Origin of the sequence: Micromonospora globbae (genome assembly GCF_003610785.1) — a bacterium.
GTDB classification, from domain to species: Bacteria; Actinomycetota; Actinomycetes; order Mycobacteriales; family Micromonosporaceae; genus Micromonospora; species Micromonospora globbae.
This window is the reverse complement of record NZ_RAQQ01000007.1, coordinates 1-18,250: the sequence shown is the minus strand read 5'-3', so window position 1 is coordinate 18,250 and position 18,250 is coordinate 1. Positions and strand designations below refer to the sequence as shown.

Annotated in this window: 16 protein-coding genes, 1 pseudogene and 1 riboswitch; of the genes and pseudogenes, 11 read left to right on the top strand and 6 right to left on the bottom strand. The window is 74.9% G+C overall.

Features of this window, described 5'->3' with window-relative positions; translation table 11 throughout:
* Positions 1-20: 20 nt before the first annotated feature.
* Both D7I43_RS11300 and D7I43_RS11295 read right to left on the bottom strand, forming a co-directional pair.
* The gene (locus D7I43_RS11300) at positions 21-1,568 is read right to left on the bottom strand and encodes a YbjN domain-containing protein (RefSeq protein WP_420870198.1); all 1,548 of its coding nucleotides are present in this window, start codon (positions 1,566-1,568) and stop codon (positions 21-23) included.
* A 98-nt stretch (positions 1,569-1,666) separates the two neighbouring features.
* Positions 1,667-2,146, bottom strand: coding sequence for a type III secretion system chaperone family protein (locus tag D7I43_RS11295; RefSeq protein WP_120328410.1), 480 nt, complete (start codon positions 2,144-2,146; stop codon positions 1,667-1,669).
* A gap of 113 nt (positions 2,147-2,259) precedes the next feature.
* Here D7I43_RS11295 and D7I43_RS11290 point away from each other — a divergent pair, with 113 nt between their 5' ends.
* Together D7I43_RS11290 and D7I43_RS11285 are read left to right on the top strand one after the other, a co-directional pair.
* A complete protein-coding gene (locus tag D7I43_RS11290) occupies positions 2,260-4,716 on the top strand; it encodes an FtsK/SpoIIIE family DNA translocase (RefSeq protein WP_120328409.1) in 2,457 nt (818 codons plus the stop codon).
* Positions 4,709-5,089 (top strand): VOC family protein, encoded by a 381-nt coding sequence (locus tag D7I43_RS11285; RefSeq protein WP_204985182.1) that lies wholly within the window; start codon positions 4,709-4,711, stop codon positions 5,087-5,089. The genes D7I43_RS11290 and D7I43_RS11285 overlap by 8 nt, the downstream gene beginning before the upstream one ends.
* Positions 5,090-5,143: 54 nt before the next feature.
* Here D7I43_RS11285 and D7I43_RS11280 read toward each other — a convergent pair whose 3' ends face one another.
* A complete protein-coding gene (locus tag D7I43_RS11280; protein WP_120328408.1) occupies positions 5,144-5,386 on the bottom strand; it encodes a hypothetical protein in 243 nt (80 codons plus the stop codon).
* A 98-nt stretch (positions 5,387-5,484) separates the two neighbouring features.
* Positions 5,485-5,799 (bottom strand): DMT family transporter, encoded by a 315-nt coding sequence (locus tag D7I43_RS11275; protein WP_120328407.1) that lies wholly within the window; start codon positions 5,797-5,799, stop codon positions 5,485-5,487.
* Between the two features lie 61 nt (positions 5,800-5,860).
* Positions 5,861-5,928: riboswitch (guanidine-III (ykkC-III) riboswitch) on the bottom strand.
* Positions 5,929-6,046: 118 nt separating this feature from the next.
* On the opposite strand from D7I43_RS11275, the gene D7I43_RS11270 reads away from it, so the two are divergent.
* From D7I43_RS11270 to pspM, 7 genes are all read left to right on the top strand, one after another.
* On the top strand, positions 6,047-6,970 hold the full coding sequence (locus D7I43_RS11270; RefSeq protein ID WP_120328406.1) for an ornithine cyclodeaminase family protein: 924 nt from the start codon (positions 6,047-6,049) through the stop codon (positions 6,968-6,970).
* A gap of 85 nt (positions 6,971-7,055) precedes the next feature.
* Positions 7,056-8,555, top strand: coding sequence for a 30S ribosomal protein S12 methylthiotransferase RimO (gene rimO / locus D7I43_RS11265; protein ID WP_120328405.1), 1,500 nt, complete (start codon positions 7,056-7,058; stop codon positions 8,553-8,555).
* A 77-nt stretch (positions 8,556-8,632) separates the two neighbouring features.
* Positions 8,633-9,226: a CDP-diacylglycerol--glycerol-3-phosphate 3-phosphatidyltransferase gene (gene pgsA, locus D7I43_RS11260; protein ID WP_120328404.1), complete on the top strand. Its 594-nt coding sequence runs from the start codon at positions 8,633-8,635 to the stop codon at positions 9,224-9,226.
* Positions 9,227-9,380: 154 nt separating this feature from the next.
* The gene (locus tag D7I43_RS11255; protein WP_120328403.1) at positions 9,381-9,941 is read left to right on the top strand and encodes a CinA family protein; all 561 of its coding nucleotides are present in this window, start codon (positions 9,381-9,383) and stop codon (positions 9,939-9,941) included.
* A gap of 218 nt (positions 9,942-10,159) precedes the next feature.
* On the top strand, positions 10,160-10,606 hold the full coding sequence (locus D7I43_RS11250) for a helix-turn-helix domain-containing protein (protein WP_120328402.1): 447 nt from the start codon (positions 10,160-10,162) through the stop codon (positions 10,604-10,606).
* A 199-nt stretch (positions 10,607-10,805) separates the two neighbouring features.
* On the top strand, positions 10,806-11,693 hold the full coding sequence (locus D7I43_RS11245; protein WP_120328401.1) for a PspA/IM30 family protein: 888 nt from the start codon (positions 10,806-10,808) through the stop codon (positions 11,691-11,693).
* A 23-nt stretch (positions 11,694-11,716) separates the two neighbouring features.
* Positions 11,717-12,502, top strand: a complete 786-nt coding sequence (gene pspM, locus D7I43_RS11240) for a phage shock envelope stress response protein PspM (protein ID WP_120328400.1) — start codon at positions 11,717-11,719, stop codon at positions 12,500-12,502.
* A gap of 12 nt (positions 12,503-12,514) precedes the next feature.
* On the opposite strand, the gene D7I43_RS11235 is transcribed toward pspM, so the two are convergent.
* Entirely contained in the window at positions 12,515-16,201 is a 3,687-nt protein-coding gene (locus D7I43_RS11235) for a hypothetical protein (RefSeq protein WP_120328399.1), read from the bottom strand.
* A 121-nt stretch (positions 16,202-16,322) separates the two neighbouring features.
* Positions 16,323-16,649, bottom strand: a pseudogene (locus D7I43_RS11230) (zinc finger domain-containing protein); the annotation flags it as partial.
* Between the two features lie 110 nt (positions 16,650-16,759).
* Between D7I43_RS11230 and D7I43_RS11225 the strand changes: the two are divergent.
* Together D7I43_RS11225 and D7I43_RS11220 are read left to right on the top strand one after the other, a co-directional pair.
* Positions 16,760-17,062: a hypothetical protein gene (locus tag D7I43_RS11225; protein WP_120328398.1), complete on the top strand. Its 303-nt coding sequence runs from the start codon at positions 16,760-16,762 to the stop codon at positions 17,060-17,062.
* On the top strand, positions 17,059-17,607 hold the full coding sequence (locus D7I43_RS11220; RefSeq protein ID WP_120328397.1) for a hypothetical protein: 549 nt from the start codon (positions 17,059-17,061) through the stop codon (positions 17,605-17,607). The genes D7I43_RS11225 and D7I43_RS11220 overlap by 4 nt, the downstream gene beginning before the upstream one ends.
* Positions 17,608-18,250 lie beyond the last annotated feature (643 nt).

The window sequence follows — 18,250 nt, the reverse complement described above, 5'->3', positions numbered from 1 at the left end:
TCGCGTCGTGCCGCCCCGTCTCAGGGCAGGGCCGCCACCGCGTCGGCGTACGCCACCCCCGTGGTGATCGCCGCGTTCACCAGCACGTCGAGCTGCGCCGGGGCCACCCCGTGCGCCAGGTCGGTGTTCACGTCACCGGCCAGCACGAGCGCGTCGCCGAGGTCGTGCACGTACGCCTTCGGCAGCAGCCGGTCGTGGTTCCAGGCGTTGCAGAAGGCGTACGCCTCGGCGCGCCGCGCCGCCGGCAGCCGCCGGGCGGCCAGCGCCCGCGCGTGCAGGATCTCGCCGTGCTCACCGAACTGCCGGAACTGGATGACGGCGTCGCCCCACCGGCCGACCACCGTGCCGCCGTCCACCGCGTACCGGTCGCCCCGCCGGTCCAGCGCCATCGTGATCATGGCGAGGGTCAGCGGCACCGGTTCCCGATCGGAGGGCTCCGGGTCGTCCGGTGCGTACGGGTCGACCTCGTCGGTCGCGCCCTCGTCGTCGGCGGGGATCGGCACCGGCCCGGCGACCGGCCGCTCGGCCAGCCAGGCGGCGATCCGGCCGGACTGGTGGCCGGTGCCGTTGCGGGCGTCGAAGCTGCCGGCCAGTTCCGTGGCCACCCCGAGCAGCACCGCGCCGAGCGTGGCCACGTCGAGGTCGGCGGCGGGCCGGTCCCCGTACGCCGGCCGGTGCAGGGTGCGCCCACCCAGCCCGGCCGCCACGGCGAGCTGGCAGACCAGCGCCCCCGCGGCGGCGAACTCCATGGCGGAGAGGTCGTCGTACGGGCGGTCGAGGCGGGGGAGCTGCTCGGCGAGGATGTCGAGCCCGCGCCCCGGATGCCCGGCGAGCGCGCAGAAGCGCAGGTGCGTGGCGAGGTGCCCGAAGGCGGCCCGCTCGCCCCGGTGCCGCCGGTACGCCCGCACGTGCGCCGCGCCGGCCCGCTCCACCTCGCCCTGCCGCAGCCAGGGCAGCAGCGCCGCCGTCAACGCGCGTTCCGGCTGGTCGGTGCAGTCGACGGCGCCGTCGAGCACGTCCCGCAGCTCGTCCAGGGCGGCGGCCCAGTCGCCCCAGCCGGCGAGCAGGTCGGCGCGGCGGGCGGGGGCGCAGCCGGGGCATCCGCCGGCGGGCCCGGGTTCGGCGACGGCCCAGCGCCCGTACCACTCGCGGGCGGTCGGTTCGTCGCCCAGGTGGTCGGCGATGCGGCAGCGGAGTTCGGCCACCGCCTCGGCGTCCGCGCCGATCCGGCGGGCCAGGTCGTCGACCGCCCGCGCCTGGTCGAGGCCCACGCGCGGGGTGCCCAGCAGCGCCTCGATCGCGTACCGCTGGTAGCGCGTCAGCAGCTCCGCCTCCGCCTCGGAGAACAGGCCCGGGCGGCGGTCGAGGACGGCCAGGCAACGCCGTACCGGCTCGACCAGCCGCCACCGTTCGCCCCGGGGCAGGGCCGTCTCGATCAGCGCGAACCGGGCGTCGACCGCGGACCGGTCGTCGCCGGCCGCGTCGGCCAGGACGGCGATCCGTTCCAGCTCCAGCAGCCGGGCTGGGCCGTCGGGCTGGTCCCGGGCCTCGGCGAGCGCCGCCACCAGCTCGCGGTTGCGGCCGCTGGGTCCACGGCCGCGCCCGACGAGGGTGAGGTCGTCGAGCCGGCCGGGTCGCGCGTCGCGTCCGCGGTTCCGCTGCCCCGTCACGGCAGGGCCCCGCCGGGAAGCCGCTCCACCGCGGCGGCGAGCCGGCAGCCGGTGGCGATGCCGCGGTCGAGCAGCTGGTCGAGCTGGTGCGGGGTGACCCCGCGCTCCAGGTCGGCGATCACCTCGCCGCAGACCCGCGCCCGCCCGTCGTCGTCGACGTGGACGAACGCCTTCGGCCAGAGGTGGTCGTGGTTCCACGCGTTGCAGAAGGCGTGCAGCGCCGGGACCTGCTCGATGGGGAAGAGCGGGGCGGCCATGGCGCGGACCTGGAGCAGCTCGCCGTACTCGCCGAGCCGCAGGAACCAGATCACCGTGTCGTCCCAGCGGCCCACGAGGTCGCCGTCGGCGTCGGTGGTCACCGTGTGTCCCCGCGTGCCCAGCACCGCGGCGACGAGGTCGGCGGTCAGCGGTCGCAGTCGTCGGGGATGCCCGGCCAGGGGGTCGTCCGGACCGTCCTCGAATCCCGGCGACGCCATCGGGCATCCCTTCTGAGGCAGATATCACGGCATGCGGCGGAGCACGCGCTGCGACGCGCGGACACGACCCGGAAAAGCGGCGATCCACCGGGTCCCGCCGTTACGGTGATGCTATGGCGGGCCGTACCTCTCAGGCGAGCCGGCGGCGCGGCGCGTCGCCGCGCGGTGCGACGAACAGCCGCGCCCGCCAGCCGGCGAAGAAGACACGGGCGCCGGTCCGGCGCCGCACCCGACCCGCCCGTCCGGGCCCCGCCGTCTACGCCGGACGCGCGGTCGGCGCCCTGTGGATGGGCCTGGCGCACGGCGTGGGGTGGGCCGTGCGGGCGGCCGGGCGGCAGGCGGCCTCGGCGCGCGAACTGGACCCGGAGCACCGCCGCGACGGCGCCGGCCTGCTGCTGTTCGGCCTGGCCCTGCTGAGCGCCGTGGGGATCTGGTTCTCCGGCGCCGGCCCGGTCGGCCACCGGCTGGCCGACTCGGTCCGGCTCTTCCTCGGCGCCATCGCGGTGGTGGTGCCGGTGCTGCTGGGGATCGGCGCGTGGCGGCTCATGCGCCAGCCCGCCGACCCGGAGCACCGGGGCCGGGGGCTGGTCGGCTGGGGCTCCATGCTGGTGGCCACCGCCGCGATGCTCCACATCGGGCAGAACCCGGTCGACCCGGTCCAGCGCGACTACGCGGGCGGGCTGCTCGGCGCCGCGATCGGCAGCCTGCTGGAACGCGCGGTCACGGCCTGGGTCGCCATGCCGCTGCTGATCCTGCTGCTCCTGTTCGGCCTGCTGGTGGTCACCGCCACCCCGATCAACAAGATCCCCGAGCGGCTCGGCCTCCTCGCCGGATCACTCGTCGCCCCACCGTCCACCCAGGACGAGGCCGAGGAGGCCCCGGCGAAGCCGGCGCGGAAGCGCCCGGCGAAGCGGACGCCCCCGCCGGTCGACCCCGAGGCGTTCGAGGACGACCTCGACGGCGCCGACCTGCAGGACACCCTCGTGCTGACGCGTACGCCGCCCACGAAGGTGCCGGTGAGCCGCAAGCCGGTGGAGCCGCCGGAGCACTCGCCGCTGCCCACCCGGGCCGAGCAGCTCGCGCTGACCGGCCTGGCGGGCGACTACACGCTCCCCCCGGCCAACCTGCTGAGCAGCGGCGCGGCGCCGAAGAAGCGGAGCAAGGCCAACGACGAGGTGATCGCCGCCCTCACCGGGGTCTTCGAGCAGTTCGACGTGGACGCCGCCGTCACCGGCTTCACCCGCGGCCCGACGGTCACCCGCTACGAGGTGGAGCTGGGTCCGGGCGTCAAGGTCGAGCGGATCACCCAGCTGTCCCGCAACATCGCGTACGCGGTCAAGTCGCCGGACGTGCGGATCCTCAGCCCGATCCCCGGCAAGAGCGCGGTCGGCGTGGAGATCCCCAACGCCGACCCGGAGAACGTCGCCCTCGGCGACGTGCTGCGCTCCCGTGCCGCCACCAGCGACCACCACCCGATGGTCGTGGCGCTCGGCAAGGACATCGAGGGCGGCTACGTGGTGGCCAACCTCGCGAAGATGCCGCACATCCTCATCGCGGGCGCCACGGGCGCCGGCAAGTCGAGCTGCCTCAACTCGCTGCTCGTCTCGATCCTGACGCGGGCCACCCCGGACGAGGTGCGGCTGCTGCTGATCGACCCGAAGCGGGTCGAGATGACCGGCTACGAGGGCATCCCGCACCTGGTCACGCCGATCGTGACGAACGCGAAGAAGGCGGCCGACTCGCTGGAGTGGGTCGTCCGCGAGATGGACATGCGCTACGACGACCTCGCCGCGAACGGGGTCCGGCACATCGACGACTTCAACCGCAAGGTGCGCAACGGCGAGATCAAGGCGCCGCCGGGCAGCGAGCGGGAGCTGCGGCCGTACCCGTACCTGCTGGTCATCGTCGACGAGCTGGCCGACCTCATGATGGTCGCCCCGCGCGACGTGGAGGACTCGATCGTCCGCATCACGCAGCTCGCCCGTGCCGCCGGCATCCACCTGGTGCTCGCCACCCAGCGTCCCTCGGTCGACGTGGTGACCGGTCTGATCAAGGCGAACGTGCCGTCCCGGCTCGCGTTCGCCACGTCGTCGCTGGCCGACTCGCGGGTCATCCTCGACCAGCCGGGCGCCGAGAAGCTGCTCGGCCGCGGCGACGGGCTCTTCCTGCCGATGGGCGCGTCGAAGCCGATCCGGATCCAGGGCGCCTGGGTGACCGAGCGCGAGATCGCCGACGTGGTGAAGTTCTGCAAGGACCAGCGCGAGCCGGAGTTCCGCCCGGACGTGCTGACCGTCGCGCAGGAGAGCAAGAAGAAGATCGACGAGGACATCGGCGACGACCTGGACCTGCTGCTCCAGGCGGTCGAGCTGGTGGTCACCTCGCAGTTCGGTTCCACCTCGATGCTCCAGCGGAAACTGCGGGTGGGCTTCGCGAAGGCCGGCCGGCTCATGGACCTCATGGAGACGCGGGGCGTGGTCGGCCCGTCCGAGGGCTCGAAGGCCCGCGACGTGCTGGTCAAGCCGGACGAGCTGGAGGAGGTCCTCGCGGGCATCCGGGGCGGCGATGACTGACGCCGCCCCGCTGACCGAGGAGCTGTTCCCCATCCTCACGACCGCCGACCTGCCGGCGGCGCTCGCCTTCTACCGGGACCTGCTGGGCGGCACGGTGACCTACCGGTTCCCGGAGGCCGGGGAGCCGGCGTACGTCGGGCTGCGGGTGGGCGCCGGCCAGCTCGGCATCGGCCGCCAGGAGGAGTCGGGGCCGCTGGCGAACGAGCGGGTGGCGCTCTGGGTGTACGTGGCCGACTGCGCCGACGCCGTGGAGCGGCTGCGGGCGGCCGGTGTGCCGGTGGTGGCCGAGCCGGTGACGCAGCCGTGGGGGGAGCGGATGGCGGTCGTCCTCGACCCGGACGGCAACCGGGTGCTGGTGGCCGACCGGGGTTGAGCGCACGCCCCGCGAGCCGGGCCCGCCGGGGTCGCGGCGGGCCCGGTCGCGGCGTCAGCTGTTGAGGATGGCGGCCGTGAGCAGCGCGCCGAGGATGGCGCCGACCACGCTGGCGGCGGCCGCGTACCAGCCGAGCGGCTTGTCGCCGAGGACGGCGCCGACGACGCCGAGGATGACACCGAGCACGCCGAAGATCAGCGGCGAGAGGAAGAGCGCGAGGACTGCGAAGACGAAGCCCAGGATCGTGCAGACGCGGGCGGCACTGCTGCGCGGGCGGGCGGTGGGAATGTCGGCCATGACGTCCTCCAGGGTGAGAGCCAGTGACGGTCGGTCACTACCCGTTCCGGTCGTCGCGTACGCATCCGGGTCGATACCGGTCACCCGCCCCAGCGGGCTCAGTGGAAGAACTTCAGCCCGACGACTCCGGCGATCACGAGGAACAGGCACGCGATCCGGGGCAGGCTGGTCGACTCGTTCAGCGCGAGCATCCCCACCAGGGCCGTGCCCACGGCGCCGATGCCGACCCAGACCGCGTACCCGGTGCCGACCGGGATCTGCCGCAGCGCGTACGCCAGGCCGGCCATGCTGAGCACCAGCGTCACGGCGAACACCAGCGACGGCAGCGGCCGGCTGAATCCCTGGCTGCGGTCGAGGGAGACGGCCCACGCCGTCTCGAGCAGTCCGGAGAGCACCAACACGATCCAGGCCATCGCCGTCACCTCTGCACACGAGCCCGGACCACCGGGGGCCGGGACGAGTCGGTCATCACACGTCGGGGCGTCTTCGCCTGACCGGGTACGCCCACCGCTCGTCCGGGGTGGCCGACGGGGGCCACCGCAGCCGACGGTAGCACCACCGGCCGGCCGGTCGGCGGTGACCGCGTACGGAGGGACGCGGAGGTGAACCGGACCACCGCGCATTGACCTGAACCTCACTTCAACTTGCAGTATGGGGGCCATGACCCTGCTCCTCTCCGACGCCGACGTGTCCGCCGCACTGGACGCCGCCACCACCGTCGATGCCATGCGCGCCGCCCTGCTGGCCGCGTACGAGGGCCGGCTGGTCGCGCCACCACGGGCCTCGGCGCCGCTGCAAGGGGGGCGGATGGTGCTCACCGCCGGGCACCTCACGGGCGAGTGGTACGGCTTCCGCTCGTACGACACGTTCGGCCACCCGGAGGCGGAGCAGCTCGTGGTGCTGCACGACGCCCGGACCGGAGCGGTCCGGGCGATCGCCGTCGGCGAGGAACTGGGTTCCCGGCGTACCGGTGGGCTGGGCGGCGTGGCGGTGGACGCGATGGCGCGGCCGGACGCCGCGACCCTCGGCGTGATCGGGTCCGGACGGCAGGCATGGACGCAGGTGTGGGCCGCCGCCGCCGTGCGCCCGCTGCGCGAGGTGACCGTGCACAGCCGCTCGGCCGCCCGGAGGGAGACGTTCGCCGCGCGGGTCCGCGACGAGCTGGGCATCCCGGCGCGGGCCGTGGACGAGCCCGCCGCCGCGGTGGCCGGCCGGGACGTGGTGGTGCTCGCCACCACGAGCCCCACCCCGGTGCTCGACGCCGCCGACCTCGCTCCGGGCACCCACGTGAACACGGTGGGCTTCAAGCAGCGGGACCGCGCCGAGTTCGGCCCGGACCTGCTCGCGGCGGCGGACGTCCTCGTCACCGACTCGCCGGCCCAGGCGTGCGCGTACACCCCGCCGATGCTGGCCGCGGAACCCCCGTACGCCGATCGGCTGCGCGACCTCGGGGCGGTGCTCGCCGGCGCCGTTCCCGGGCGCACCAGCCCCGAGCAGATCTCCGTCTTCTGCTCGGTCGGCCTCGCCGGCACCGAGGTCTTCCTGCTCGACCGCCTGGTCCGCGTCTCCGCGACCGTGGTCTGACCCGCCCGGCCCGTTCCCCGCGGCGCACCGGCCCGCCGGAGGGGCCGCCGTGCGTAAGGGGCGCGGCGCGGCCCGGTACCCTCGGATGGTGTCTGCCACCTCCCCTTCTTCCGCCGAAGGCCGCCGTGTCGCCCTGCTGACCCTGGGTTGCGCCCGTAACGAGGTCGACTCGGAGGAACTCGCCGCCCGCCTGCACGCCGAGGGCTGGCAGGTCAGCACCGACGGCGAGGGCGCCGACGTGGTGATCGTCAACACCTGCGGCTTCGTGGAGAAGGCCAAGCAGGACTCGATCCAGACCCTGCTCGCCGCCGCCGACACCGGCGCCAAGGTGGTGGCGGCCGGCTGCATGGCCGAGCGGTACGGGCGGGAGCTGGCCGAGAGCCTGCCCGAGGCGCAGGCGGTGCTGAGCTTCGACGACTACCCGGACATCGCGGCCCGCCTCGACGCGGTGCTCACCGGCCAGCGGATCGGCGCGCACACCCCGCGGGACCGGCGCGAACTGCTCCCGCTCACCCCGGTCGAGCGGCGCGAGGCGGCCGTCTCGCTGCCCGGCCACGGCACCCCGACCCGCGTCACGGTCGAGGCCGACGCGCACACGCCGGCCCACCTGCGGCCGGTGCTGCGCAGGCGGCTGGACACCGGTCCGGTCGCCTCGCTCAAGCTGGCCAGCGGCTGCGACCGGCGCTGTGCCTTCTGCGCCATCCCCGCCTTCCGCGGGGCGTTCGTCTCGCGTACGCCCGACGAGCTGCTCGCGGAGGCCGAGTGGCTCGCCAAGACCGGCGTCCGTGAGCTGGTGCTGGTCAGCGAGAACTCCACCTCGTACGGCAAGGATCTCGGGGACCCGCGGGCGCTGGAGAAGCTGCTGCCGCAGCTGGCCGGGATCGCCGGGATCGTCCGGGTGCGGGTGAGCTACCTCCAGCCGGCCGAGACCCGGCCGGGCCTCGTCGAGGCCATCGCCACCACGCCCGGCGTCGCCCCGTACTTCGACCTGTCGTTCCAGCACTCCAGCGAGCCGGTGCTGCGCCGGATGCGCCGGTTCGGGTCCACGGAGCGCTTCCTCGACCTGCTGGCCAGCGCCCGGGCCCTGGCGCCCGAGGCGGGCGCCCGCAGCAACTTCATCGTCGGGTTCCCCGGCGAGACCCGCGCCGACGTCGCCGAACTCGTCCGGTTCCTGACCGAGGCGCGGCTCGACGCGATCGGCGTGTTCGACTACAGCGACGAGGACGGCACCGAGGCGGCCGGCCTGCCGGGGAAGGTCTCCGCGGCGACGATCAAGCGGCGGTACGACAAGCTCAGCGCCCTCGCCGACGAGCTGTGCGCGCAGCGGGCCGAGGAACGGCTCGGCTCGACGGTGGAGGTCCTGGTCGACTCGGTCGACGGCGGGGTCGTGGAGGGCCGCGCGGCGCACCAGGCGCCCGAGGTGGACGGCTCGACGACGCTCGTGGCCCCCGAGGGCGGCGGGGTGGACCTCGCCGCGCTGCGCCCCGGTGACCTGGTACGCGCCCGGGTGACCGGCACCGAAGGGGTGGATCTGTACGCCGTACCGGATGAGATGATCTCGGCGGCGCCCGGCGCGGCACGGTGACGGCGGGCCCGGACGAGGCGGGGAGGGCACGTGGTGGGGGACCGGGAACGCCACGGCCGTCCGCGCGGGGTGCGCCGGTGACCGGGGCGACCGAGTCGACGCCGGCCCAGGTGGTGGCCCGGGTGCCGCTGCTGAACGCGGCCAACGTGCTCACCGCGCTGCGGCTGGTGCTGGTGCCGGTCTTCGCGGCCACCGTGGTCGTGTCCGCGTTCGGCCACGCCGGCTGGCGGATGGCGGCCTGTCTGATCTTCGCCCTCGCCTCGGTGACCGACCTGGTCGACGGCTGGATCGCGCGCCGGTTCGGCCTGGTCACCTCGGTGGGCAAGGTGGCCGACCCGATCGCCGACAAGGCGCTCACCGGCGCGGCCCTGGTGCTGCTCTCCTGGTACGACCGGCTGCCCTGGTGGGTGACGGCGGTGATCCTGCTGCGCGAGCTGGGCATCACGGCGCTGCGCTTCTGGGTGATCCGGCACGGCGTGATCGCGGCCAGCCGCGGCGGCAAGGTCAAGACGGCGCTCCAGATCCTCGCCATCGCCTGGTACCTCTGGCCGATGCCGGCCGCGCTCGCCCCGGTCGGCCCGTGGATCATGGGTGCCGCCGTGGTGGTGACCGTGGCCACCGGATTCGACTACGTGGCGCAGGCCCTGCGCCTCCGCCGCCCCCGTCCCTGACGCCCCACCGCGCCGCGCGGGGCCGCCCCGCGTCCGCCCCGGCTTGGGTGATCATGGGGTTGGCGGGGAGTACGGAGATCGAGAACGCCGCCAACCTCATGATCAGCGCGAGGTCACGATTGGTTGCCGGTGCCGTAGGGGAAGGATGGGGGACGTGGAGAGCGACGCGAACGGACAGCGGCCGGTCGGGAGCCCGGCGGCCGGTGTCGTGCACAGCCTGTCCCAGCGGCACGAGACGCTGGCGACCGTCGAGTCGCTCACCGGCGGGTTGCTCTCGGCCTCGATCGTGGAGATCGCGGGGGTGAGCGGGGTCTACCGGGGCGGCCTGGTGGTCTACGCCACCGAGCTGAAGTCCGAGCTGGCCGGCGTACCGGCCGGGCTGCTGGCCGAACGCGGGCCCGTCGACCCGGACGTGGCCGTGGCGCTCGCCGAGGGCGGCCGGCGCCGCTGCGGCGCCGACTGGGGACTGGCCACCACCGGTGTGGCCGGCCCGGAGCCCCAGGACGGCAAGCCGGTCGGGCTGGTGTACGTGGCCGTGGCCGGGCCGGGCGGCAGCACCGTGCGGGAACTCGACCTCGACGGTGGCCGGGACCACGTCCGCTCCGCCGCCGTCATCGAGGCGCTGCGGCTGCTCGCCGAGCGGATCCACGAGGCGGACGCGGCCGACGCGGACGCCGACGGCGGATCACCGGCCCCGGCGGGCGTGGAATTCTGACGACGCGGGCCCGGTCGACCACCAGCCGGACCGGTCGACGGCCCGGGCCGATCCGTCGCCGCGCCGGCCGACGGCCCGAATCCGACGGGCGGGGCGGGATGTCGACGGGCCGGGCAACGGGTACGGTTGCGGGAAGGCTCCGTTGATCGGGGCCGGGCCGGCCCGCCGCGTCCGGCCGGGCCGCGGCGGAGGAAGTCGGCCGGAGAGGGGGAGGTGCGATGGTCCTGCTACGCCGGGTGATCGGTGACGCACTGCGGGCGCGCCGGCAGGGGCAGCACCGCACCCTGCGCGAGGTCTCCACGGCCGCCAACGTCAGCCTCGGATACCTCTCCGAGATCGAACGCGGCCAGAAGGAGCCCTCCAGCGAGCTGCTCGCCGCGATCTGCGACGCCCTGGGCGCCCGCCTGTCCGAGCTGTTGCGTGAGGTGAGCGACACCGTCGCGCTCGCCGAGCAGATGCCGAACGTGCTGGTGCCGGTGAAGGACGAGCCGGCGACCACCGCCCCGGCCACCGAGGCCGCGGCGGCCAAGCGGGCCGTGCGCCAGGTCACCTCCGACGGCAACGTGTCGGTGTCCGTACGCCAGGACTCGCCGCTGAAGGCCACCCTGCGCAGCACCCGCGTCCGCTCCACCGAGCGGGACCGCGACGTGGTCTGCGCCGCCTGAATCCCGCTCTCGTCGCGTACGTGGCCCGCCTGGCCCGGCCCGCGTAGGGTTGATCGCAGACGGCGACGCCGCCCGCTCGCACGGTACGGGTGCCGGCCTGGCGTCCGGCTGGGACGATGGTGAGGCGGCCGCGCCGGTGGCCCGTCGTCCGCCCGGCACGGTTCGGGCGGAGCGACGCTACTGAGGGGATACGGCGCAGATGGCGAACCCGTTCGTCAAGGGATGGAAGTACCTGATGGCGCTCTTCGGCGCCCGGATCGACGAGCACGCCGATCCCAAGGTCCAGATCCAGCAGGCCATCGAGGAGGCGCAGCGCCAGCACCAGGCGCTCGTGCAGCAGGCCGCGGCGGTCATCGGCAACCAGCGCCAGCTGGAGATGAAGCTCTCCCGGCAGATGTCGGAGGTCGAGCGCCTCCAGGCGAACGCGCGGCAGGCGCTGGTGCTGGCCGACCAGGCCCGGGCCCGGGGCGATGACGCCGAGGCGGGGCGCTACGAGCAGTCGGCGCAGACCCTGGCCACCCAGTTGGTCTCCGCCGAGCAGGCCGCCGAGGACCTGAAGACGCTGCACGACCAGGCGCTGGGTGCCGCCGCGCAGGCCCGCCGCGCCGTCGAGAACAACTCGATGATCCTCCAGCAGCGCCTCGCCGAGCGCACCCGGCTGCTCAGCCAGCTGGAGCAGGCGAAGATGCAGGAGAGCGTGGCCCGCTCGCTGGAGTCGATGTCGGCGCTCACGGCGCCGGGCACCACGCCGAGCCTCGACGAGGTGCGTGACCGGATCGAGCGCCGGTACGCCAACGCGATGGGCCGCGCCGAGCTGGCCGGCAACTCGGCCGAGGGGCGGATGCTGGAGATCCAGAAGGCGACGCTGGACTCGGCCGGCTCGGCCCGGCTGGAGCAGATCCGGGCGAGCATGGCCGGCGAGCAGCTCGGCGCCCAGCAGCAGCGGGCGGGGGCGCAGCAGCAGCGACCCGGCGTGGAGCAGCAGGCCCCGCCGGCCGCCGATCCGGCCGCCGCGGCCCGGCTCGACGAGATCCGCGCGACGATGGCGCGCGAGCGGGGCACCGGGGACACCACCGCCGCCGGGTGAGCGGACCGATCGAGGAGGTCAGGGTGGCAGACGAGCGTACGCGGTACTTCCGGAGCCTGGCCCGGCTGCGCCGGTCCGCCCGGCGCTGGACCGTGCTGGCCGGCGGCCTCGGCGGCGCCACGGCCGTCCTCACCCCGTACGCCGGGGTCGGGCTGCCCGACGCGGCCTGGGCCGGCGCGGCGGGCAGCGCCGTGGTGCTCGCCGCCTGGCGCTGGGTCGACCTGCGGGCGCTGCGCGCCCGGCCGGCTCCCCCGCCGCCCGACCCGGCGCAGGCCGCCGCCCGGTCCCGGGCCCGACTGGTCGCCGCGGTCGAGCGGCTGCCGGCCGGTCCCGGGGTGCTCGCCGAGGTCCGCCGGGTCCGTGCCCGAGTGGCGTTGCGGGGCACCAGCGCGTCCGAGCCGTGGGCGCGGCTGGACCGGGCGGCGCTGACCCTCGACGGGATGCGGCACCGGCTCACCGGGCTCGCCGAGCCGGCCGCGCAGGAGGCCGGTGCGGCCGACCGGTCGCTTCGGGAGCTGGCCCACCGGGTCGCGAGCGTCGAGCGGGCCCTGCGGCTGGCCCCGCCGGACGCGCGGGCGCCGCTCGCCGAGGCGCACCGCGTGCTGACCGAGCAGTTGGAGAGCGGCGTGGCCGCGTACGAGCGGCTCGTGGTGGCCGCCGCGGGCTACGTGGCCGAGGACGCCCGACCCGACGCGCCGCACCCGGCCGCGTCCCGCCTCACCGAGGCGGCCGACCTGCTGCACGGCGTCGCCACGGCGCTGTCCGAGCTGCGTACGGTCGGCGATCCCCTGCGCGCCCCCAGCCGCTGACGCGGCGGACGGTCACGGCGGGGTCGTGACGGCGACCGGTGCCGTGAAGCCCGAGCTGCCGACCACGTTGTAGGCGCGGACCCGGTAGTGGTAGGTGACCCCGCGGGCCAGGCCCGTGTTGGTGAACCCCCGTCCGGTGACGGTGAACGTCGCCACGTCGTGGGTGAACGCCGGGTCGACGGCCCGCTGCACGATGAACCCGGCGCCCGGCCCGGCCGCCGTCCCCGCCGACCAGCCGAGGATCACCGTGGCGGTGTCCGGCCCCGCCGCGCCCGCGGAGGCGGTCACCGCGTCCGGGACGACGGGGGCCGACGGGGTGGTCACGGTCGCCACCGTCGACCAGGGCGAGGCGGCGCCGAGATAGGTGGTCCGCACCCGGTAGTAGTACGTGGTGTCCGGCGCCACCGCCGTGTCCAGGTGGTTGTCGCCCACGCCGATGGCGGTGGTGCCCGGGCCGCTCGTGAAGGTCGGGTTGGTGGCCCGCTGCACGTCGATGCCGGTCGCGAAGGAGCGGTTCGACCAGCGCACGGCGACGCGCAGCGGCGCGGCCGGCGGGACGGCGGCGGTGACCCCGGCCGGGGCGGTCAGGTGCACCGACGCCGGCACGCTGTTGGACCAGGACGAGCAGCTGACCGCGTTCTCGGCGCGGATCCGGTAGTGGTAGGTGACGCCGGGGGTGACGGTGGCGTCGGTGTAGCGGGTCGCGGTGGCCGCCACCGTGATGGCCGTGACCCCGGTGCTGAACGTGGGGTCGGTGGCCCGCTGAAGCAGGTGGCTGGTGGCCGCCGGGCGGCCCCCGTTGCCCGTCCAGGCCAGCGTGATGGCGGGCAGGGCGGTGGCCGAGCCGGGTGCGGGCGTCGCGGTGAGCCCGGTGGGCGCCTTGGGGGAGACCCGCAGGACGAGGGGCCGGCTCATCCCGGCGTCGCGGCGGCCGCCGAGCTGGCTGTGCCAGCGGTACTCCCAGCCGAGGTTCACGAGCTGGTTCACCACGGGGGCCGGCCGCCCGTCGACGGGGCTCACCGGGGCCGAGCCGGTGCGGGCGCCGGCCGGACGGGTCGGGTCGAGCAGCCGTACGCTGTCGCCGATCTTGAACGGCAGCGTCGGGGTGACCGGTCGCAGCGCCACGATCAGGTCCTCACCGGGGTTGACCCGTACGACCTCCTTCCAGCCCAGCTCGCCGGGCTCCGGCGGGCGGATCGTGCCGTCCCGGCCGACCCGGTTGACCACCTGGAGGTCGCAGCCGTCCAGGCGCAGTGCCTCGGTCTGCCGGCTGTTGCCGACGATCCGCCAGATCTGGGTGCCGTCGGCCGGCGCGCCGATCGGCACCGCCGGGTCGGCCGCGAAGAGGATCTCGGTGGCCGGGTCGGTGGGCCCCAGCGGCAGCGTCGCGGGAGAGAGCGGCCCGGCGTGCGGGTACGCCACCCCGAGCCGGCCGGCCAGCCGGCCGTACGCGGGCTCGAAGATCTGCTGCACGGCCTTGACGGTGACCGGCACGGTGACCGGGACGGCACCGCCGGCCGGGGTGAACGTGACACTGCCGGCGTGCACGGGCACCACTGTCTCCCGAGGCGTCCGGGTGCCGATGGCCGCGTCGTAGGCCGGCTGCGGCACGATCGGCGGGCGCTGGCTGGCCGCGTACGCCCGGGGCAGTCGCTCCCGCAGCCGGCCCAGGTCGTACGGCTCGGCCGGGGTGCCGCGTACCCGGAACTGGAGCAGGGTGCGGGTGTTCGGGCCGTACCCGGGGCGGGTGGGTGGCGCACCGCCCTCCGCGGTGCGGTCCGGGGCGTCGGTGTAGTGGTCGTAGCGGGGGTCGAAGCCGGGCAGCGGGGCCGGGCAGTCGTTGTAGAGGATCAGTGTGCCGCCGGACGGCACGGTGGAGAAGTCCACGACCACGTCGGCCCGCTCGCCGGGGGCGAGCAGCAGGGCGTGCCCGTCGACGTTGAGGACCGTGGGATCCCGCCGGTCGTACCGGAAGCCGATCGGGCGGTTGCGGATGACCACGGGCGCGGGCAGCAGACCGCCGTCGTTGCCGACCTGGATCAGCTCCGGCCCGGCGGCGCGCGGGTCGGGCACCCCGCCGTCGCGCCCGTCGACGGGCCAGTCCGCCGGCCGCCCGGCGGCGTGCGCGGCCGGCACCATCGGCACCTCCCCGGCGTCGGCGTCGAGCAGGTTGCCCTCGTCGTCCCACATCGGACCGTCGGAGGCCGCCCGGTAGAGCTGGAGGTGGAGGCTGCGGTCCAGGCACGCGTTGAGGATCCGGAACCGGTACGCCCGGGGCTCCACCTCCAGGTACGGGTACGCGATCCCGTTGACCAGCGGGGTGTCGCCGAACGCCTCGGGGACGGCGCTCGGGTGGGGCACACCCGGGGTCAGCGGTGGCTCGTCGGCGGCGGCCACGGGGTCGTGGTGCGGGTTGGGCACGGGCCCGGGGCCGGGATGCGCCGCGGGCGTGTCGGTGCCGCCCACCGCGCCGGTGCCGCCCACCGCGCCGCTCTCGCGGTCCGGCCCGCCGTCGGCCGTACGCGACCACGGCCCGTAGTCCCAGCGGCCGGTCGGGTTCAACCCGCCGTCGCGGTACGGGTTCTGCCGGGGCTGGTAGACGTGGGGATGCCAGAGGCTGCCGCGGGCGCCCCAGCGGTCCCGGTCCCAGGTCGGGTCCTCCTCGGCGAGCTGCGTGTCGTCCGGCACGAAGGTCTTGTCCTGGACGACCAGCGGCAGCTCGTCGTCGGGCAGCACCCCGTCGGCCACGAGCTGCTCCTCGACCGGGTCGGTGAGCAGGTAGAGCGCGATCTGGCCGGCGTAGACCGTCAACCGGGACAGGCCCAGGGTGTTGTCGTGGAACCACAGGAACCGGCCGCTCTGCTCGTTGGGGTAGTAGAGCGTGGTGGCGCCGGCGCCGGGCGCCGGCATGTCGGGCACGTGGGTGAGGCCCACGCCGGTCGGGTACGGGGTGATCTCGCCGGCCGGGGTGATCCACTGCCACGGGTTGCCCGCGCTGATCCAGCCGGTCTGCGCGCCCGCGAGGTGCAGCACGGCGCGGTTCTGCGGGTACGGGGCCGGGCCGTCGAGCGGCCCGATGCCGGCGCCCTCGACGGTCTCGTCGACCGGCAGGAAGAGCTCGCCGGCGCGGCCGGTGGGGAGTTGGTTGATGAACTTGACCCGTACCGGCCGGCCGCGCCGGGCGCGGATCAGCGGGCCGAGGTGCCACGGCCGGCCCGGTGGCGCCACGGTGTTGTGCCCGGACGCGTCGGTGCCGAGGTTGAGCTGGCGGTAGCCGCGCAGCCGGGTGGCCGGCAGGTCCCGGTGCAGCCGCTGGGCGTACTGCTGCAGGCCGATCTCGTAGTAGTCGCAGCCGGGGTAGGTGATGGTGTCGGGCACGGCCACGGGCAGGTAGCCGCCCAGCTCGGTGCGGCGGAGCGGGCCGGTGCCGGGCAGCGCGTCGACGAACTTGCGCAGGCCGGTGCCGGGCAGCACCCGCCCGTCGGCGTCGCAGACCGGCAGCGGGCTGCGGGCGAAGTTCGGCACCGGTCCGAAGCAGCGTGGCACGGCGGCGGGATCCAGGCTGGCCGGCGCCGGGACGAGCGGGTCCTCGGCGGTGCGGGCGGCCGGGACGGCGCTCGACCGGTCGGCGGTCGGGCCGTCGCCACCACGGGCGAGGCGATCGGTCCAGGTGGCCCGGAGCCTGCGGAACATCGTCATGGCTCTCCCCGGGTCGGGGCGCGACCGCCGCCACCTCGGCGTGGCGACCCGGTCCGCCTGCTCTGCTGACGGTCGGTGAGTGTCCAACCGCAGCATGCGACGGAAGAGGTCCGGTTAGGAATTACCCAATCGTCCCATTCTGGACGGCGGCCGGCGGGTGCTCCGGTTGGCAGACCGGGCACCAGTAGGTGACGCGCTCGCCCTGCTCGTCCTTGCGCACCGCCGTGCCGCACCGGCGACAGGGCTGGGCTCGCCGGCCGTACACGTAGGTGGTCTGCCCCCGGTGCAGTGAGCCGGTGCTGCTCTGCGTCCAGCGGCCCCGGTTGGCGGCGAGCAGCCGGTGGGCCAGCGCCACGAGGCCGGGCAGGTCCGGCACCGCGCCCACCGGTGTCCACGGCGAGACGCCGCGCAGGAAGAGCAGCTCACACTTGTAGAGGTTGCCGATCCCGGTTGACTGAAATTTGGTCACACGCCAGGACCGGGGGAAATAGGTCGGGGCCGGCAGGTGCGCCAACACCTGTGCTCCGGCCCCTTGATCGCCTAGCAAGGAGGCAACCCGTGGAGAAGACTACCGACCCTGCCCAGGTAGAGCACCCGTCGTGCCCGAGGTGGTGCGCCAAGGGGCGGCTCTGCGTCGGCGAGTCGCTGCACCACTCCCGGCCGCTCGTGGCCACGCCCGAGGGCGCCCAGGACGCCGTCAGGGTGTGGCTGGAGAAGGCGCACACGCTCGACGTGCACAGCATCGTCCTCGAAACCACCGTCGACGGGGACACCCACTACGCGTACCTGCTCGTCGAGCAGGCGCGGATCCTCCGGCACCAGCTCGGCCGGCTGATCAAGACGGCCGGGGGCACCCGGTGAGCCGCCGTCCGGGCCGCTGGTGGAAGCCCACCGGCCCCCAGTACCGCCGGCCCGCCCAGGTGTCCCGCGCCCGTCAGGCGGCCTGGCCGGCGATCCAGTGGGCGAAGGGCTGGGACCAGGGCGCGAAGGAAACCCGCGAGGCCCTCGACGGGGAGAACGCGTACGACGCCGGCTACGACACGGGCCGGGAATCGGGCCGCAAGGAACTCCGCGAAGAACTCGCCGACCTGGGCACGTACACCGCCGAGGAGGTGATGGAGTCCTTCCGGATCGGCTTCGACTGCGGACGCATCGACGAGCGGAAGCGGTGGGAAGACCTGGACCTGATGTACCGGGCGCGGGCCGCGGACCCGGAACGGTTCCGGCAGTTGTCCGCGGCGCTGGAGGATGGCGGCATCGACGCGGCCCGCCAGCTCGTCCGCGAGTGGCAGTGCGAGGACCTGCTCGACGTGGCGGGGTCGGCGGGCGTGACCCCGCTCGCCGACGTCGACCCCGGCGACCTGGCCGACGAGGTGGAGCGGTGGTTGCAGGGCGGCGCCGAGTGACCCTCACCCGGTACGCGCGGGCCACCTCGGCGGCAGTTGTCGCCGGGGTGGCCGCGGTCGCCAGCTACGCGCACATGGCCGACCGCTTCGCCGGGTAGACCTTGCCGTCCGCGCCGCGACGTGAATCCGGCAGGTTCGCACTAGTGCGAACCTGCGGATCGCGCAGTACGAGCGCGGCCGGCCCGGAAAAGATGCAAATTTGCACGTTAACCGTGCCGCGGCTGCCGAGATGCTGAACGTTGGCGAAGCGTCGGTCAAGAGGGCGCGGAAGGTTCAAGGGAACGCGCACCGACCTCGCCCCCCACCAGTTCCTCCTTGCAAGGAGGAACTGGTGGGGCGGGACCGCTCAAGACCGGGGCGTGCCGGAGCTGGTCGGGAAGTGTCCGCCCCACGCGCGCAGGGACGGGAAGACCTTTCAGGTGTCCCAGGTGGGACACCTGACGTCCGCCCCACGCGCGCAGGGACGGCAACTTACTAGTACTTGTAAGTTCGGGATCCCTGAGGTCCGCCCCCCGGGGTTGCGTCCCGCCGGGTGGTGTAGAAGCTGACCTGCCACGGCGTGCCGCCGAGATAGGGGTGGGTCATCGCGTGAGTCTCTGTGTGAACGACCAAGAACACGCAGAGGACGGAGTACGCGATGACC

Excerpts from the sequence above, each read along its gene's own strand:
- D7I43_RS11295 (WP_120328410.1), bottom strand. The coding sequence starts at position 2,146 with ATGGCGTCGCCGGGATTCGAGGACGGTCCGGACGACCCCCTGGCCGGG.
- D7I43_RS11290 (WP_120328409.1), top strand. The coding sequence starts at position 2,260 with ATGGCGGGCCGTACCTCTCAGGCGAGCCGGCGGCGCGGCGCGTCGCCG.
- D7I43_RS11285 (WP_204985182.1), top strand. The coding sequence starts at position 4,709 with ATGACTGACGCCGCCCCGCTGACCGAGGAGCTGTTCCCCATCCTCACG.
- D7I43_RS11280 (WP_120328408.1), bottom strand. The coding sequence starts at position 5,386 with ATGGCCGACATTCCCACCGCCCGCCCGCGCAGCAGTGCCGCCCGCGTC.
- D7I43_RS11275 (WP_120328407.1), bottom strand. The coding sequence starts at position 5,799 with ATGGCCTGGATCGTGTTGGTGCTCTCCGGACTGCTCGAGACGGCGTGG.
- D7I43_RS11270 (WP_120328406.1), top strand. The coding sequence starts at position 6,047 with ATGACCCTGCTCCTCTCCGACGCCGACGTGTCCGCCGCACTGGACGCC.
- rimO (WP_120328405.1), top strand. The coding sequence starts at position 7,056 with ATGGTGTCTGCCACCTCCCCTTCTTCCGCCGAAGGCCGCCGTGTCGCC.
- D7I43_RS11250 (WP_120328402.1), top strand. The coding sequence starts at position 10,160 with ATGGTCCTGCTACGCCGGGTGATCGGTGACGCACTGCGGGCGCGCCGG.
- D7I43_RS11245 (WP_120328401.1), top strand. The coding sequence starts at position 10,806 with ATGGCGAACCCGTTCGTCAAGGGATGGAAGTACCTGATGGCGCTCTTC.
- D7I43_RS11235 (WP_120328399.1), bottom strand. The coding sequence starts at position 16,201 with ATGACGATGTTCCGCAGGCTCCGGGCCACCTGGACCGATCGCCTCGCC.